This is a genomic window from Zobellella sp. DQSA1 (genome assembly GCF_041950555.1).
Classification (GTDB): Bacteria; Pseudomonadota; Gammaproteobacteria; order Enterobacterales; family Aeromonadaceae; genus Oceanimonas.
Map to the genome: position 1 here is coordinate 2,929,615 of NZ_CP169531.1, position 16,012 is coordinate 2,945,626.

A 16,012-nucleotide genomic window follows, 5' to 3' on the forward strand; every position below is an offset into this window, starting at 1 on the left:
TAGTATTCTCGATTAGTTATTGGTATCGCTCGGCAGCTCGTCGTGGCCGGGCCAGGCATTGATCACCGCCTTGACCAGGGTCGCCAGGGGAATGGCGAAGAACACCCCCCAAAATCCCCAGAGACCGCCGAATACCAGCACCGCTACGATAATGGCGATGGGGTGCAGGTTGACCGCCTCGGAGAACAGGATGGGCACCAGCACGTTGCCGTCCAGCGCCTGGATGATGCCGTAGGCGACAATCAGGTAAAAAAACGGCGGGGTAAAGCCCCACTGAAAGAGGCCGACCATGGCCACCGGGACCGTCGCTGCCGCCGCGCCGATATAAGGGATCAACACCGAGAAGCCGACCAACACCGCCAGCAGCAGCGCATAGTTGAGCCCCAGCAACATGAAGGTAACGTAGCTTACCCCACCGACGATCAGGATCTCGATGACCTTGCCACGCACGTAGTTGGCGATCTGGCCGTTCATCTCCAGCCACACCCTGGACACCAGTTCCCGGTTACGGGGCAGGAAACGATTCATGCCCGCCAGCAGATGGCGCTTGTCCTTGAGCATGAAAAACACCAGCACCGACACCAGGATCAGATAGACCAGCAATACGGCGGCGTTGGTCAGGGAGCTTATCGACACGCTGAGGATGGCATCCGCCGAGCCCAGCAGGCGGCCACGAAGATCATCCAGCACGCTCTGTACCAGGGTCACGTCCACCAACTCGGGATACTGCTCAGGCAGGGTCAGTAGCGCCTCCTGGGTACGGTTGATCATGGCGGGTATTTCCCGCGCCAGGTTGGCGGTTTGCAACAGGAAGGACGGCACTATGCTCACCAGCGACAACACCATCATTACCGCGAACAGCAGCAACACCAGGCCGGCGGCCAGGCCCCGTCCCAGACCCAGCCGCTCCAGACGGCTGACCGGCCATTCCAGCAGATAGGCGATGACCACGGCGGCGAAGAAAGGCGCCAGTATATGGCCCAGGAAATACACCACCACGAAACCAAACAACAGCAGCAGGAACAGGGCGACCGCACCCGGATCAGAAAACCGCTGTCGATACCAGTGCTTAATAACATCCAGCATGCAAAATTTCCTTAAGGTGCCTTGGTAATAATAAGTTCGAGCCGCTCGGCATCGTCGGCCAGCACTTCAACCCGATGGCCGACGCCCGAGACATAGGCGGGAATATCCTGGCGGGAGCCTGGATCCGTCAGTAATACCCGTAATCGCTCCCCGTCTTGTGCCGCCCTTAGCCACAGTTTTACGCGGATTAGCGGCAAGGGACAGCGCAGCGTGCTGGCATCCAGCTTGTCCATGGTCTTCCCCGCTCCAAAAGAAGGGCATTATCCCTTTGTTCGGTCTGCCAAACAATGCTTGTTCCGCCCTATGGGGGGGAGTATTCTGCGGTTTATGCTGCACCAAGAAGGTTATTAACATGGGTTTTCGCGCCACCAGTCTGGCTTTGGCTCTTTCCTTGTTTACCGCAACCCCGCTACTGGCCGCCAACACCCTGCCCGATATCGGCACCGCCGGGGTCAGTGCCATGTCGGTAGAGCGGGAAGCCCGTTTCGGTCAGGCCTTTATCCGCTTTGCCCGTGCCAATCAGCCGGTGATTGACGACCCCGTGCTCAATGAGTATCTCACCGACCTCGGGCTCAAACTGTTGTCCCAGGCGGACTCGGTGCGCTTTCCGTTCAGCTTCCTCCTGATCCGGGACGACAGCATCAACGCCAGCGCCTTCCTGGGCGGCATCATACAGATTCATTCGGGGCTTTTCCTTAACGCCGCCAATGAAAGCGAACTGGCGTCGGTGCTGGCCCACGAAATTACCCACGTCACCCAGCGCCACATCGCCCGCTACCTGGAGTCCCAGTCACGCAGCACTCCCCTGACCATCGCCGGCCTGGTCGGCTCGGTCGCCCTGGCCCTGGTCAATCCCCAGGCGGGTATGGCCGCCCTGCAGACCACCCTGGGCCTGAAGATGCAATCGGCCATCAACTACACCCGGGACAATGAATTCGAAGCGGACCGCATCGGCCTGCGCCTGCTCCATAATGCCGGTTTCGATCCGACTGCCATGGCCACCTTCTTCCAGAAACTGGCCGAACAGTACCAATTTGCCAGTACCCCGCCACAGATGTTGCTGACCCACCCGCTACCCGCCAGCCGTATCGCCGAGGCCCGTAGCCGGGCGGCGGAATACCCCGCCAAACAATATCCTCCCAGCCTGAATTTCCAGTTGGCCAAAGCCAGGATCATGGTCCGCTTCCGACAATCCGGCACCACCGAACTGCACCGTTTCTTCGAACGGGAGGTCAGCCGCAATGGGGAGTGGATGGCGGATGCCGCCCGCTATGGTCAGGCCCTGAGCCTACTGCAAATCCACGAGTATGAGCAGGCCAGGAGCTTGCTTGATGAATTGGCCGGTCGCCATGGCAACAACATCTTCGTGCTGGATTCGTTGACCGACCTGGACAACGCCCAGAACCGTCATGATGCGGCCATCAACCGCCTGCAGCAGGCCCGCCAGCGGTTGCCCGATAATCAGGTGGTGATGATCAACCTGGCCGACAGCCTGCTGCAGGCCGGGCGCCATCAGCAAGCCGCCGATCTGCTCGATAGCTATCTGCGCCGCCATCCTGAAAACCCACTGGCCTGGGAGCTGATCGCCCAGGCCTACCGGCCGCTGAGTGACGAGTCCGCCTTCCGTCAGGCCCAGGCCGAAGTCGCCGCATTGAAAGGACGCTACGAAGTGGCGGTGGATCAGATGGAGATTGCCGCCAACCTGGCCACCGATGCCATGCAGCGGGCCCGGCTCGGCGCCCGCCTGGAGCAACTGCGCCGGCAGCAGAAAGACTGGGATGCCCTGAGAAACTGATACCGATACGGAGACTGGGGACAATCCCTAATCTCCCCAATACAGCGACTCCCAGCGGGCGATGTCCTCCGCATGGAGCTCGCCCTGGTGCTGTTCCGCCAGCCGCCCCTCGGGATCGAGCACGAAGGTGGTGGGCAGTACCCGGGGCACTTCAAAGGGCCAGGCCCCTTCCAGGCTGGCGGCCACCGGCATCATCATCTCATAACGTTCTTTCAGGCTGTGCAGCGCCTGGGCCGGCAGGGCGTCGAAGCTCACTGCCAGCACCGCCGGGCCGGCCGCCGCACTCAGTTCATTGAGCAGGGGCATCTCGCGCAGGCAGGGCGCACACCACTCGGCAAAATAATTCACTACCAGCCACTGTCCCTTGTAATCGCCAAGCTTCTGGCGCTCGCCGTCGGACAGGGTCAGGGTCGCCGCTTCCCGGCACCCCGTTATCAACAACACCGCCAAAAACAGGGCCTGATGTTTGCCCATACGCTGTACCCTCCGCAGCAGCTTTTATACAATGCCCGCAGCATTGCCAAAGGAGTTTAAGATGAGTCTACGTATCTACCACAATCCGCGCTGCTCTAAAAGCCGGGAAACCCTGGCCTTACTCGAGCAACGAGGCCATCAGCCCGAGGTTATCAAATATCTGGATACCCCGCCGGATGCGGCGCAACTGAAGATCCTGCTCGCGTTGCTGGGCATGCAGTCGGCCCGGGAGCTGATGCGTACCAAGGAAGCCGAATACCAGACCCTGGGGCTGTCCGAGATCAGCGATGAAGACGCCCTGATTGCCGCCATGATTGCGCACCCGAAATTGATAGAGCGCCCCATCGTCGTTAACAACGGAAAAGCCGCCCTGGGTCGACCACCCGAGCAGGTACTGGATATTCTGGAATGACCACCCAACTGGCACGCAAGCTGGCCCTGACCGGCTATTTCGGCCTTATCCTCTGGGTCGGCCTCTGGCACGGTCTGATCTCGCCCCACCCGGAGCTGGGTGCCGGCTTTATGTTGATGCTCTGGCTGCCCTGGCTGTTTATCCCCATGGTGGGCATGGTCAGGGGGAATCCCTATACCCATGCCTGGGCCATCTTCCTGATCATGCCCTACTTCCTGCACGCCCTGACGCTGCTGTGGGTGGACGAGGGCGAACGCTGGCTGGCTCTGGTCGAACTGTTGCTGGCCTGCACCATGTTCATCGGCAACATCTACTACGCCAAATTCCGTGGCCGGGAGCTGGGCCTCAGCATCCGCAAGAAGAAAGGCCAGGAATAGGGACTCGGGACTCGGGACTCGGGACTCGGGACTCGGGACTCGGGACTCGGGACTCGGACCAGAATAACGGCTCTCGAATCCCCAGTCCCGATTTTTAAGCCCGTATTTAAAGCCCCAGTATTTCCTTGGCAAAGGGGATGCTCAGCTTGCGCTTGGCCTGGAAGGAAGCATTATCCAGCAAATCCAGGGCCGCCAGCAGGGTGCGCATGTCACGGGACAGACGGTTCAACAGAAAGCGCCCCACATCGGTGGGCAACTTGAAACCCCGCAGTTCGGCCCTGAGTTGCAGGGCGCTGAGCTTGCCCTCGTCATCCAGGGGTTTGAGCTGATAGGCCACCCCCCAGTCGAGGCGGGAAGCCAGATCCGGCAGGGTCAACCCCAGGTTTCGCGGAGCACTGACCGCCCCGATCAGCAAGGAGCCGACCGGACGTTCCCGCCGACGATTGAAGAAGTTGAACACCGCCCGCTCCCATTCCGCCATCCCCGCGATGGCGTCCAGGTTATCCAGGCAAACCAGGGGCAATAGCTCCATTCCCTCCAGCATGCGTGGCGACATCTGTCGGTAACGGTCGAGGGGAATATAGGCCGCCGCTTCACCGGACGCATTCACGTCGGCACAGGTCGCATGCAGCAGGTGGGAGCGGCCACTGCCTCTGTGGCCCCAGAAATAGAGCACTTCGTCGCCCTGGCCGATGGCGGCGTTTTTCAGGGCGGTAATCAACTGGGCGTTGTCGCCGGGATAAAAGCTGGCAAAGGTTTCATCGTCCGGCAGTTGTACCGCCAGCGCCAGTTGAGCCGGCTGGGTTTCCTCGGTGCCGTCTTTACTCACTCGCCGTCCCCGACCAGCGGAATTCCCGATCACTCACAGCGGCCAACTCCGACACTCCGGTCAGCGCCCGCAAAACCCCATCCCGGGAACCTACCTGCAACCGATAACGTACCTGATGGCCGGCGCTGTCCATCACATAGGCCTGCTCCACACCGTTCAACCGGCGCAGCCGTTGCTCAAGCCGGATCGAGTCGGAGAATTGGCGCAGCCCCGAGACCACAATGGTCAGTTCTCCCGGGCCGTCCTGTTCAAGCCGCAGCGGCTCCGCCGGCTCCGGGTTTTCGGCCCGGGGCAGCTCACGCCGGCCCGATGGCTGAACCCAGTAGCGGTTGAGCGCCGCCGCCAGCGTCATCATGGCTTGCTCGCCCGGCTCCAGTCGCCCCTGCAACAGGGCGTCGTCCTGCTCCGCGCCAAACAACTGCCAGCGGCCACCCTGCGCGTCGCGCTCGAGCGCCAGCCAGTAGTCGGCCCCATAACGGCGACTGGCCTGACGCAACGACCCGGCGTCGAACAACAGTGCCTTGTCGATTTCCATATGCTCCTGCAGATCCCACAGCGGCCACAGCAACGGCAAGCGATAGGCCGACGCCGCCTGCTGCCAGGCGGCATCGGCTTCATTGCGGGCGATGCCGTTGTCCAATTGCCACACCAGCAGCACCGGCCTAGGCTCCAGCGAGAACGGCAATTCCGCGCTCTGGAGCAGCGTCAGCAGCTCATCCCGGTTGAAGACGGCGGTATATCCCTGGCCCTGAGGCTCGGCTTCCAGGTAGCGTTCAGGCTCGTGCAACGCCTCATCCAGCACCCAGGAGTCACGGGCCCGATCGCCGGTAAGCCGGTTCAGGATCAGGCCCAGGGCCTGCTCACGCGCCTCTTCCCGGCTATAAGGGGCAGGATTCAGGTTCACCTCAAGCAGCGACTGGGCCGCCACCGCCGCAGAAAACAGCATCATGGTCGCCAGTAACAGATTTTTCAGCATCAATTGGCCATCATTAACAGAGCATGAAACTCATGATAACCACTGCGCCAGGCTCTTGCCAGGATCAATGGCTGCGTGCCCTGGGCAGAACCAGATTCAGCAGAATGCCGACGATGCCGCACAGGCTGATGCCCTGCAGGCTGAAAGCACCGATGCCGAAGGCCATGCCGCCGATGCCGAATACCAGGATCACTGCCACTATGCACAGGTTGCGCGCCTGGGACAGATCCACCTGATGCTTGATCAGGCTGTTGAGGCCGACGGTGGCGATGGAACCGAACAGCAATATCATGATGCCGCCCATCACCGGCGTCGGGATGGTCAGCATCAGGGCGCCAAACTTGCCGATAAAGGCCAGAACAATGGCAAAGCCCGCCGCCCAGGTCATGATCACGGGGTAAAAGTTCCTGGTCAGCATCACCGCCCCGGTCACCTCGGAATAGGTGGTATTGGGCGGACCGCCGAACAGGGACGCCGCGCCGGTGGCCAGACCATCGCCCAGCAGGGTGCGATGCAAACCCGGCTTTTTAACGTAGTCCTTGCCGGTCACCGAACTGATGGCCAGGATATCGCCGATGTGCTCGATGGCCGGCGCTATGGCCACCGGGATCATGAACAGCACCGCCTGCCAATGCCACTCGGGCGCGACAAAATTGGGAACAGAAAACCAGGCCGCCTCGCGCACCGGAGTAAAGTCAACCACCCCGAACCACAGCGCCAGGCCGTATCCGACGGCAATACCGGCGGTAATCGGCACCAGCCTGAAAATACCCCTGGCCATGGTCGATACCAGCAAGGTCGTCACCAGCGACGACAGCGACAGCCACAACGCCACATCATGCGCCATCAGCTCGGCGGCACCGTCACCGGTCTTGCCGATGGCCATGTTGACCGCCAGCGGCGCCAGGCCGAGGCCGATCACCATGATCACCGGTCCCACCACCACCGGCGGCAACAGCCGGGTCAGCAGGCCGGTGCCGCGCCAGCGCACCAGTTGGCTGAGCAATACGTACACGGCGCCCGCCGCCATCAATCCACTCATGGTGGCGGGAATACCCCAGGTCTGCACCCCGTAGAGAATGGGCGCGATAAAGGCGAAAGACGACGCCAGGAAAATCGGTACCTCGCGTTTGGTACAGACCTGGAATATAAGGGTACCGATACCGGCGGTGAAGAGCGCCACGTTCGGATCCAGTCCGGTAATCAACGGCATCAGCACCAGGGCGCCGAAGGCCACGAACAACATCTGGGATCCGGCCAGGGCCTGGCGCAGGGGGGTATTCACCGCCGCCTGGGCGGCAGCCAGGGCATCGGTGTGTTCTGCTGAATTCATCTGCTGCAACCTTGTTTAAACGGAAAAAAACCGGCCTCAGCCGGTTTTGCCTTACTTGGTACCAAAAATCTTGTCGCCTGCATCACCCAGGCCGGGGATGATATAGCCGTGTTCGTTGAGCCGCTCATCGATGGAGGCACAGTACAGTTCCACATCCGGGTGAGCCTGTTCCAGCGCCTTGATGCCCTCGGGTGCCGCCACCAGCACGAGCACCTTGATCTGGTTGCAGCCTTTTTCCTTCAGCAGGTCGATGGTGGCCACCATGGAACCGCCAGTCGCCAGCATGGGATCCACCACCAGCGCCAGCCGCTCTTCGATATGGCTGACCAGTTTGTTGAAATAGTGCACCGGCTGCAGGGTCTCTTCGTCGCGGTAGACCCCCACCACGCTGACCCGGGCGCTGGGCATATGCTCGAGCACCCCGTCCAGCATGCCGAGGCCGGCACGCAGTATGGGCACCACCGTAACCTTCTTGCCCTTCAACTGATCGACCTCGACCGGACCGTTCCAGCCGTTGATGGTGGTTTTCTCGGTTTCAAAATCGGCGGTGGCCTCGTAGGTCAGCAAGCTGCCCACTTCTTTTGCCAGCTCACGAAAGCGTTTGGTGCTGATATCGGCTTCCCGCATCAGACCCAGCTTGTGTTTTACCAAAGGGTGCCTAACCTCAACGACTTTCATCAACCGATTCTCCCGACGTATAAAAAAACCGCGGAATACTAGCATGAAATAGTGCCCTGCGGCAGAGACGCAGGGCAGATTCTAGCAAACGATTTCATCCGCGTCAGGTTAGTGGACTAACGCCTGTGGCACTGCCTCGCGCATTAAATTAGAATAGCGGCCGAGATAGTGAATAACAGCCGGTTTGGGCACCAATTGCCACCAACCGGCCTTTGAATCCAAAAACAAGGTGATCCCCCGTGACGCAGAACAAACCCCTGAGCTACAAAGACGCCGGCGTAGACATCGATGCCGGTAACGCCCTGGTTGAACGCATCAAAGGCGTTAGCCGTCGTACTCAACGCCCGGAAGTCATGGGCGGACTCGGGGGCTTTGGTGCCCTGTGCCAACTGCCCAGCGGCTATAAAGAGCCGGTGCTGGTCGCCGGCACCGACGGCGTGGGCACCAAGCTGCGCCTGGCCATCGACCTCCAGCGGCATCAGGGCGTGGGCATCGATTTGGTGGCCATGTGCGTCAACGATCTGATCGTACAGGGCGCCGAACCCCTGTTCTTCCTCGACTACTATGCCACCGGCAAACTGGACGTGGACACCGCCGCCGACGTGGTCACCGGCATCGGTGCCGGCTGCGAGCTGAGTGGCTGCGCCCTGATCGGCGGTGAAACCGCGGAAATGCCCGGCATGTACGAAGCTGGCGACTACGATCTGGCAGGTTTTTGCGTGGGTGTAGTGGAAAAAAGCGGAATTATCGACGGTTCCAAGGTGGCCGCCGGCGATGCCCTGATCGCCCTCGGCTCCAGTGGTCCCCACTCCAACGGTTATTCCCTTATCCGCAAGATCCTGGAAGTCAGCCAGGCCGACCTGCAGCAGCCGCTGGGCGATGCCACCCTGGCCGATGCCCTGATGGCCCCCACCCGCATCTACGTCAAGCAGGTGCTGGAATTGATCAAGCAGTTCGACGTCCACGCCCTGAGCCACATCACCGGCGGCGGCTTCTGGGAAAACATTCCCCGCGTGCTGCCTGCGGGTGCCAAGGCGGTGATCGACGGCGCCAGCTGGCAGTGGCCGACCGTCTTCAGCTGGCTGCAGCAGGCCGGCAACGTGGACACCTTTGAAATGTACCGTACCTTCAACTGCGGCGTGGGCATGGTCATCGCCCTGCCGGCCGAGCAGGCCGAAGCCGCGGTCAAGTTCATGCAGGAGGCCGGTGAAAACGCCTGGCTGATCGGCCGCATCGACGCCGCCGCCGAGGGCGAAGAGCAGGTCGAGATCCAATGAAACGCATCGTCGTACTGATCTCCGGCAGCGGCAGCAATCTGCAGGCGCTGTTGAGTCAGGCCGAAGCCGCACAACTGGGCGGCGACATCGTCGCCGTGATCAGCAACAAGGCCGAGGCCTACGGCCTGGAGCGGGCCCGCATCGCGGGCACCGCCACCGCCGTACTGTCGAACCGGGACTACGAAGACAGGGACGGTTTCGACGCCGCCCTGATGCAGCTGATCGACGGTTATCGGCCGGATCTGGTGGTGCTGGCCGGCTTTATGCGCATCCTCACCCCGGCCTTCGTGCGCCACTACCAGGGCCGTATGCTCAACATCCACCCCTCGCTGCTGCCCAGGTACCAAGGGCTGCACACCCACCGCCGCGCCATCGAGGCCGGCGACAGGGAGCACGGCTGCAGTGTGCATTTCGTGACCGAAGAGCTGGACGGCGGCCCCGTGGTGCTGCAGGCGCGGGTCCCCATCTTCGAGGGTGACGACGAAGCCACCGTCGCCGCCCGGGTGCTGGTGCAGGAGCACGCCATCTACCCCCTGGTGGTGCGCTGGTTCTGCGACGGCCGGCTTGAAATGCGGGACGGCCGGGTCTGGCTGGACGGCAGTCTCCTGCCTGCCCAGGGTTACGCCGAAGACTGAGGTTCAGACGGGACCAGCAGGGCGGCGTTGATCCCTTTCATGCGGACGCCCGCCAGCAGGCCGCACGCCTGGTGCAACACCAGCAACGGGGCCCTGTCGCTGGCGGCGGCCATCACTCCCGCTAGGCTCCAGCCGGTTATCGGCAGCATCGCCGGCCGCAGGCCCAAGGGTTCCAGCACCGCGCCCAGCTCGTTGGCCCGGGCCGCCGGCACCGCTATCCACAAGGGCAACGGCGGCTGCCGGGCCAGTTGCTCGACCCGGGCCAGCACGGGCGCATCCCTCAGCGCATCCTCGAACACCGCCAGTACCAGTTCCACCGGCCTGAACCGGCGGCTCAGCAACAGCAGCGGATAGCCCGGCGGGCTGTCCCAGGGCGGCAATTCGGCGGTGGGATCGAGCACCAGCACCTGTACTTCATCATGCGAGGCTGGCGGCCGGGTCAACAGTTGCTCTCGCCGGCCGTACTCTACCTCCAGGCTCCACTCCAGCGCCCGATGGCGGGCCAGTTGCTGCAACCGCTGCCGGATATGCTCGCGTCGGCGATGCAGCTGGAGTCGCACCCGCTCAGGCTCCAGCGCCCGCACCCGGCCGGTGGTCAGGCTCACCTCCCGGGTACAGGGCAGCTCGGCACAGCGCAGCAGGCTTTCATCTTCGATAAAGACCGCACGCAACCCGGCTCCGTGCCGGACGGCGAACTCGGCCACCCGCTCCAGCATCTCCAGCTCGGCCTGACTCAGATCCGGATACCACAGGATGCGCCTGATCATGGTTTCGCATCCGGGCCTTGCTGCCCGCTCTCATGCTCGGCCACCTTCAGGCGGCGCTGCAGCTCGGCCAGTCTCGCCAGTCGCTGCCGGACCCTGGCATTGACCGTGCCCTCGGGATAGTTCCCCTGTTCGTCGGCCTCCCCCACCGGCAGGCCGGCGAGCAGAGAAAGCGCCTCGTCCAGGTGTACCACCGAATAAACGTGGAAGCGCCCTTCGGCCACCGCCTGGCGTACTTCCCGCTTCAGCATCAGGTTGTCTTCGTTGGCCCTGGGAATGATCACTCCCTGCCCCGGCGCCAGGCCCCGCGCCTGGCAGATGTCGAAGAAGCCCTCGACCTTCTCGTTGACTCCGCCGATGGGCTGCACCTGGCCGTACTGATTGATGGAGCCGGTCACTGCCAGTGCCTGGCGCAATGGCACCCGGCCGATGGCCGAGATCAAGGCGCAGCACTCCGCCACCGAGGCGCTGTCGCCCTCGATCAGGCCGTAGGACTGCTCGAACGCCAGGCTGGCGGACACCGCCAGGGGGCCTTCCGCCGCGTAGCGGCTGCCGAGAAAGCGCGACAGGATCAGCATGGCCTTGGCGTGGAGGGCACCGCCGAGCTTGACTTCCCGTTCGATGTCGAGCACGGAGCCGGTGCCTAGGCGGGCGGTGGCACTGATCCGTGCCGGCTGGCCGAAACGGTAGTTGCCCAGATCCAGCACCGTCAGACCGTTGACCTGCCCGACCACGGCGCCGTCGGTGTCGATGAACTTGCTGCCACGCAGTACCGACTCCTCCATCTGCCGGTGGATGCGTGAGGCCCGCCGCCGAGCGGCGTCCAGCGCCCGCTCGATGGCGTCGGCGGTGATGTTCTGCTCGCCGCCGTGCTCGGCCCAGTAGTTAGCCTCGTGCAACAGGTCGGTCAGTTCCTGAGTATGGGCCGACAGCCGCTGCTGATCGTCTGCCAGCCGACCGGCGTGTTCCACCATCCTGGCCACGCCGCTTCGGGTGAGCGGGCGCAGATCCTGCTGACGGGCCAACCAGCCGATGAAACGGGCGTAGCGCTGCAGGTTCTCGGGGCTGACTTCCACTTCGTCGTTGTAGTCCGCCTGTACCTTGAACAGCTTGCCGAAATCGGGGTCATAGGCCGCCAGCAGGTAATAGAGCTGGCGCTCGCCGATCAGCACCACCTTGAGTGCCATGGGTACCGGCTCCGGCTCCAGGGAGACGGTGCTGGCCAGGCTGTAGAATTGCTCCAGCGACTCGATACGGATCTCCCGGGCGAACAGGGCTCGTTTCAGGGCTTCCCAGGCCATGGGCTGCTGCACCAGCTTGCCCGCATCCAGGATCAGGTAGCCGCCGTTGGCCCGGTGCAGGGCACCCCCGCGGATCAGGGTGAAGTCGGTGACCAGGGCGCCCTGCTGCATGTGGTGCTCGACCCGCCCGAGCAGGCGGGACAGGTTAGGCAGGTCTTCGTAGATCACGGGGGCGCCGCTGGTGCCGGCGTTGTCCACCAGCAGGTTGAGCTGGTAGCGGGCCAGCAACTGGGCCGGCAGTTCCCCTTCGCGCATATGGCCAAGCAGCAGGTTGACGTTGCCGCTCAAGTCCTGCTGTATCGCCTCCAACTGGCGGAGCACGGGATCGCAGCCGCCGTACTCCTGACGCAGTTCGTCGATCAGGTTGCCGCCGGCAAACATCACCATCTCTTCGTTCAGCCACTGGATATGCAGCTGGGTCTCCCGCCGCCACAGGGGAAACTGCTGCAGCACCTCCTGCAGCCTGGCTTCTACCCGGGCGATGGCCTGCTCCATGGCCGTGCGCTCCGCTTCCGGCAACTGGTGAAAGGCGCGGGCGTCCAGCACCTCGTCCCCCTTGCGCGGGGCCAGGGTAAAGCCGGTGGGAGTACTGAGCAGGGCCACTTGCTCGGCCTTGGCCAGCACCTTGACTTCGGCCATCGCCGCCGCCTGCCGCTCGGCCAGCTGCTGGTTCAGCTCTTCCAGCCGCAGGCGATATTCCTCGGTCTCGAACGCCGCCGGGATGGCGGTGAGCAACTCTTCAACAAGCGTCTCCAGGCTGGCCTTGAAGCGCCGTCCCACCCCGGCGGGCAAGGTCAGCAGCGCCGGCCGCACCGGCTCGTCGAAACGGTAGACATAGCAGATGTCCGGCGGCACCGGCTCATGGTCTGCCCGGCCGCTCAGAAAACGCAGGATAAGGGAATGACGGGCACAGGTTTCCGGTGCCATCATGAAAATATTGAAGCCCTCGCTGCGGATGCCGGTGCCGAAGGACAGGGCCTCCAGCAGTCGCTCCTGGCCCACCAGGGCGCCGCTATCGGTCAGTTCGTCGGTGGTGGCAAAGCTGAAGACGGCCTCGTCACAGGTGCGATAAAGCCGTTCGGGAGCTAGGGGAGAAAGGAAATCCATAGTCGGCCTCATTGAACAGTGCTGTTCAAAGCGTAGCCAAAATCCCCTTTTTTAAAATTCCTTTTCTCCGTTGCCGGCGATGCGCTCGCCCAGATGGAACAGGTTGAACTCGCCGGGCTGCATCTTGTGCCATTGCTCGTTGTTGGTGAGCGGCTGGGTGGCGATCACGGTGACCACGTCGTTGGGAGTGGTTTCCTGCTGGAAATCGATTTCCACCTCTTCATCGATGAGGCGCGCCGGGCCGAAAGGCGCACGGCGGGTGATCCAGTGCAGGTTGTTGGTGCAGTAGGTCATCAGGTGCTGACCGTCGGTAAGCAGCATGTTGAACACCCCCAGGGCGCGTAGCCGGTCGCACAGAGTGGCCACATAGCGGAACATGGCCGCCATGTTGCCGGGCTTGCGCGGATATTTCCGCTCCAGTTCGTACAGCAACCAGCAGAAGGCCAGTTCGCTGTCGGTGTCGCCCACCGGCTGGTGCCGTCCTGTTTTCAGCTTGCCCTTGTAGCCGCTGAGCTGGCCGTTGTGGGCAAAAGTCCAGTAGCGGCCCCACAGCTCGCGGGTGAAGGGATGGGTGTTTTCCAGGGCAATGCCGCCCCGGTTGGCCTGGCGGATATGACTGACCACGGCGCAGCTCTTGATGGGGTATTCCTGCACCAGTTGGGCAATGCGCGACTGGCTGGACGGCTGGGGATCCTTGAAGGTACGTACCCCCTTGCCCTCGTAAAAGACGATGCCCCAGCCGTCCTTGTGGGGGCCGGTGCGGCCCCCGCGCTGCATCAGGCCGGTGAAGCTAAAGCAGATGTCGGTGGGCACATTGGCGCTCATCCCTAACAGTTCACACATCCGGCTTATCCTTGCTCCATCTCTTTTTCCACCAGTTGGATCAGGATGTGGATAATCTTGATATGCACCTCCTGGATGCGATCCGCATAACCGAAGTGGGGTACCCGGATCTCCACGTCCGCCAGGCCGGCCATCTTGCCGCCGTCCTTGCCGGTCAGCGCTATCACCTTGATGCCCTTGGCCCTGGCCGCCTCGATGGCCTTGAGGATATTGCCGGAGTTGCCGCTGGTGGACAGCCCGAACAGCACATCCCCCTCGCGGCCCACCGCCTCCAGGTAGCGGGAAAACACGAACTCGTAACCGAAGTCGTTGGACACACAGGAGATATGGCTGGGATCGGAAATGGCGATGGCCGGGTAGCCGGGCCGGTTTTCCCGGTAGCGACCGGTCAGTTCCTCGGCAAAATGCATGGCATCGCAGTGGGAGCCGCCGTTGCCGCAGGAGAGCACCTTGCCGCCGGCCTTAAAGCTGTCGGCCAGCAGCCGGGCGGCCTGTTCGATGGCGGCGATATTGGCGCTGTCGGCCAGAAAGCGGCTCAGCACCTCGGCGGCTTCGTTCAGTTCGTCGCGGATCAGATCCTGATACATGAAATTGCCTCTCACTTGCGGTTAAAGGCGCATTTTGGCACAAGTCGTCAGGAGCGGGAAGGGATCCGGAGCATCTCTCATGGTGTTGGTAAACCAGAATATTATAGAAAAACAGCCCTGCCCCTCCCCCAACCCAATACTTTGTAATTAATTGTAATTTGTATAAAAAAAAACAGTTAAATCAAAGCACAATAGAACTGTTCATTATTTAATCAAGCCTAAATTCAAAACCTATACTCCCTTTGAATGGCAGTAAGATGCCTTGATATGCCTGTTGAGCTGTATTCATTCAAGGAGAGGCAGATGATGGACAATCGTAAATCCTGCAAGGAGAAGCAGATAATGGACAATCATAAATCCTGGTGGCTTGCCGTTACAGCCATCGCACTATTGTGGCTTGGTTCGGGATTGGCCGATCAAGCAATGGCGGCCCCCAAAGGAGGAAAAGGGGGCGGAGGGGGAGGTAACTCCGAGCCCACCGTTATGACCACTTACAGCGGGCAGGCTACGGCCGTCCAAGTGTCAGTCAATGCCCTGCTGCTCAAGACCAACATCATACTGTCCGACACCGGACAGCTGGACAGCACCGGTGGCAGCAAAGACGCAGCCCTGGCCAACGTGGACGCCGCGGGCCTGGTCAAGGCGTCGGTACTCAACGCCGCCACCATGGGGTCGGGTAATCTGGCCAACTCCATGGCGTCCACCCTGGAGCTGGATCTGGATCTCGGCCTGTTGGGTCTCCAGGTCAATGCCGGCCTGCTGCAATCCTTCACCTGGGCAGACTGCACCGACGGTCAAGCGGCGCTTTCAGGATATGCAGACATAGTGGGGCTCACCATCAATGGCAAGTCCATCGAGGCTTCGGGTCATCCCAACCAGGGAGTGGATCTGGGCCCCCTGCTGCAGGTAACCCTGAACCGCCAGGTAGCCACCGCCAACGGCCTGCAGGTGGACGCCCTCTACATCAAGGTACTCGACCTGCTGGGCAAACCAGTGGCGGAAGTGGTGATCTCGCGCAGCGAATCCGGTATCGGTTGCGGCTCGGGCCCGGGTGGTGTCTGCCCTGCACCGGCAGATTTCATTACCGGTGGCGGCTTCGTGCTCGACAGCAACGGCAAAAAAGTCAACTTCGGTCTGCACGGCGGCGTGCGGGGCGATGGCAGCCTGCGTGGCCGTTTCAACCTGGTGGCCAACGGCGTCCACGCCCAGGGCCAGAGTCTGCAGGCATACAGCGACCCCTACTCGCCATCCACCACGCGTCGGCTGACCTATGCCGCCACTGTGAACGGCCTTGCTACCCAGTGTACCCTGGAAGTAGCCGATAACGGCGAGCCCGGGCGTTCCGACCGCTTCGATATCTGGTGTGATTCCGGATACCAGGTGGGCGGCATGCTCAGCCAGGGTGGCAATATCCAGTTGCACAAGCCCTCCTGCTCTTCGACCACCGACAGCGGCGGTGGAGGAAAAGGCGGTGGCAAAGGAGGTGGCAAGAAATAACTGAACAGCCCGCTGCTGCCCATCCCTTCCATCGGCCGGCA

At 62.2% G+C, this 16,012-nt stretch carries 17 protein-coding genes; 6 read left to right on the top strand and 11 right to left on the bottom strand.

Features of this window, described 5'->3' with window-relative positions; all coding sequences use genetic code 11:
- Window positions 1-12: 12 nt before the first annotated feature.
- The gene (locus tag ACEVBK_RS14095; RefSeq protein ID WP_375055547.1) at window positions 13-1,086 is read right to left on the bottom strand and encodes an AI-2E family transporter; all 1,074 of its coding nucleotides are present in this window, start codon (window positions 1,084-1,086) and stop codon (window positions 13-15) included.
- An 11-nt stretch (window positions 1,087-1,097) separates the two neighbouring features.
- Entirely contained in the window at window positions 1,098-1,319 is a 222-nt protein-coding gene (locus ACEVBK_RS14100) for a sulfurtransferase TusA family protein (RefSeq protein ID WP_375055549.1), read from the bottom strand.
- Between the two features lie 119 nt (window positions 1,320-1,438).
- Here ACEVBK_RS14100 and ACEVBK_RS14105 point away from each other — a divergent pair, with 119 nt between their 5' ends.
- Window positions 1,439-2,881, top strand: a complete 1,443-nt coding sequence (locus ACEVBK_RS14105) for a M48 family metalloprotease (RefSeq protein ID WP_375055550.1) — start codon at window positions 1,439-1,441, stop codon at window positions 2,879-2,881.
- Between the two features lie 27 nt (window positions 2,882-2,908).
- On the opposite strand, the gene ACEVBK_RS14110 is transcribed toward ACEVBK_RS14105, so the two are convergent.
- Window positions 2,909-3,355: a TlpA family protein disulfide reductase gene (locus tag ACEVBK_RS14110; RefSeq protein ID WP_375055551.1), complete on the bottom strand. Its 447-nt coding sequence runs from the start codon at window positions 3,353-3,355 to the stop codon at window positions 2,909-2,911.
- A 61-nt stretch (window positions 3,356-3,416) separates the two neighbouring features.
- Between ACEVBK_RS14110 and arsC the strand changes: the two genes are divergently transcribed.
- Complete coding sequence (gene arsC / locus ACEVBK_RS14115) at window positions 3,417-3,767, top strand: arsenate reductase (glutaredoxin) (protein WP_375055552.1); 351 nt, start codon at window positions 3,417-3,419, stop codon at window positions 3,765-3,767.
- Entirely contained in the window at window positions 3,764-4,144 is a 381-nt protein-coding gene (locus ACEVBK_RS14120; RefSeq protein WP_375055553.1) for a DUF2069 domain-containing protein, read from the top strand. The genes arsC and ACEVBK_RS14120 overlap by 4 nt, the downstream gene beginning before the upstream one ends.
- 106 nt (window positions 4,145-4,250) lie before the next feature.
- Here ACEVBK_RS14120 and hda read toward each other — a convergent pair whose 3' ends face one another.
- The 4 genes from hda to upp form a co-directional block, all read right to left on the bottom strand.
- Window positions 4,251-4,973 carry a DnaA inactivator Hda gene (hda, locus tag ACEVBK_RS14125; RefSeq protein WP_375055554.1) on the bottom strand — a complete coding sequence of 241 codons (723 nt, stop codon included), beginning with the start codon at window positions 4,971-4,973 and terminating at the stop codon, window positions 4,251-4,253.
- A complete protein-coding gene (locus ACEVBK_RS14130; protein ID WP_375055555.1) occupies window positions 4,966-5,949 on the bottom strand; it encodes a DUF2066 domain-containing protein in 984 nt (327 codons plus the stop codon). The genes hda and ACEVBK_RS14130 overlap by 8 nt, the downstream gene beginning before the upstream one ends.
- Before the next feature lie 64 nt (window positions 5,950-6,013).
- Window positions 6,014-7,282 carry a uracil-xanthine permease family protein gene (locus tag ACEVBK_RS14135; protein WP_375055556.1) on the bottom strand — a complete coding sequence of 423 codons (1,269 nt, stop codon included), beginning with the start codon at window positions 7,280-7,282 and terminating at the stop codon, window positions 6,014-6,016.
- 51 nt (window positions 7,283-7,333) lie between these two features.
- A complete protein-coding gene (gene upp / locus ACEVBK_RS14140) occupies window positions 7,334-7,960 on the bottom strand; it encodes a uracil phosphoribosyltransferase (RefSeq protein WP_375055557.1) in 627 nt (208 codons plus the stop codon).
- Window positions 7,961-8,199: 239 nt separating this feature from the next.
- On the opposite strand from upp, the gene purM reads away from it, so the two are divergent.
- Both purM and purN read left to right on the top strand, forming a co-directional pair.
- Window positions 8,200-9,237 carry a phosphoribosylformylglycinamidine cyclo-ligase gene (purM, locus tag ACEVBK_RS14145; RefSeq protein ID WP_375055558.1) on the top strand — a complete coding sequence of 346 codons (1,038 nt, stop codon included), beginning with the start codon at window positions 8,200-8,202 and terminating at the stop codon, window positions 9,235-9,237.
- The gene (purN, locus tag ACEVBK_RS14150; RefSeq protein ID WP_375055559.1) at window positions 9,234-9,872 is read left to right on the top strand and encodes a phosphoribosylglycinamide formyltransferase; all 639 of its coding nucleotides are present in this window, start codon (window positions 9,234-9,236) and stop codon (window positions 9,870-9,872) included. Before purM ends, purN begins: the two co-directional genes overlap by 4 nt.
- Here purN and ACEVBK_RS14155 read toward each other — a convergent pair.
- Genes ACEVBK_RS14155 through lpcA form a run of 4 tightly spaced genes read right to left on the bottom strand, consistent with a single transcriptional unit; the run spans window position 9,857 to window position 14,474 of the window.
- A complete protein-coding gene (locus tag ACEVBK_RS14155; RefSeq protein WP_375055560.1) occupies window positions 9,857-10,639 on the bottom strand; it encodes a hypothetical protein in 783 nt (260 codons plus the stop codon). The genes purN and ACEVBK_RS14155 overlap by 16 nt on opposite strands.
- Entirely contained in the window at window positions 10,636-13,044 is a 2,409-nt protein-coding gene (locus ACEVBK_RS14160) for a Lon protease family protein (protein ID WP_375055561.1), read from the bottom strand. Before ACEVBK_RS14160 ends, ACEVBK_RS14155 begins: the two co-directional genes overlap by 4 nt.
- 51 nt (window positions 13,045-13,095) lie before the next feature.
- Window positions 13,096-13,887, bottom strand: coding sequence for a class II glutamine amidotransferase (locus ACEVBK_RS14165; RefSeq protein ID WP_375055562.1), 792 nt, complete (start codon window positions 13,885-13,887; stop codon window positions 13,096-13,098).
- A gap of 5 nt (window positions 13,888-13,892) precedes the next feature.
- Window positions 13,893-14,474 carry a D-sedoheptulose 7-phosphate isomerase gene (gene lpcA, locus ACEVBK_RS14170; protein WP_375055563.1) on the bottom strand — a complete coding sequence of 194 codons (582 nt, stop codon included), beginning with the start codon at window positions 14,472-14,474 and terminating at the stop codon, window positions 13,893-13,895.
- 483 nt (window positions 14,475-14,957) lie between these two features.
- Here lpcA and ACEVBK_RS14175 point away from each other — a divergent pair, with 483 nt between their 5' ends.
- Window positions 14,958-15,971, top strand: a complete 1,014-nt coding sequence (locus ACEVBK_RS14175) for a choice-of-anchor P family protein (protein ID WP_375055564.1) — start codon at window positions 14,958-14,960, stop codon at window positions 15,969-15,971.
- The last annotated feature ends 41 nt before the right edge of the window (window positions 15,972-16,012 follow it).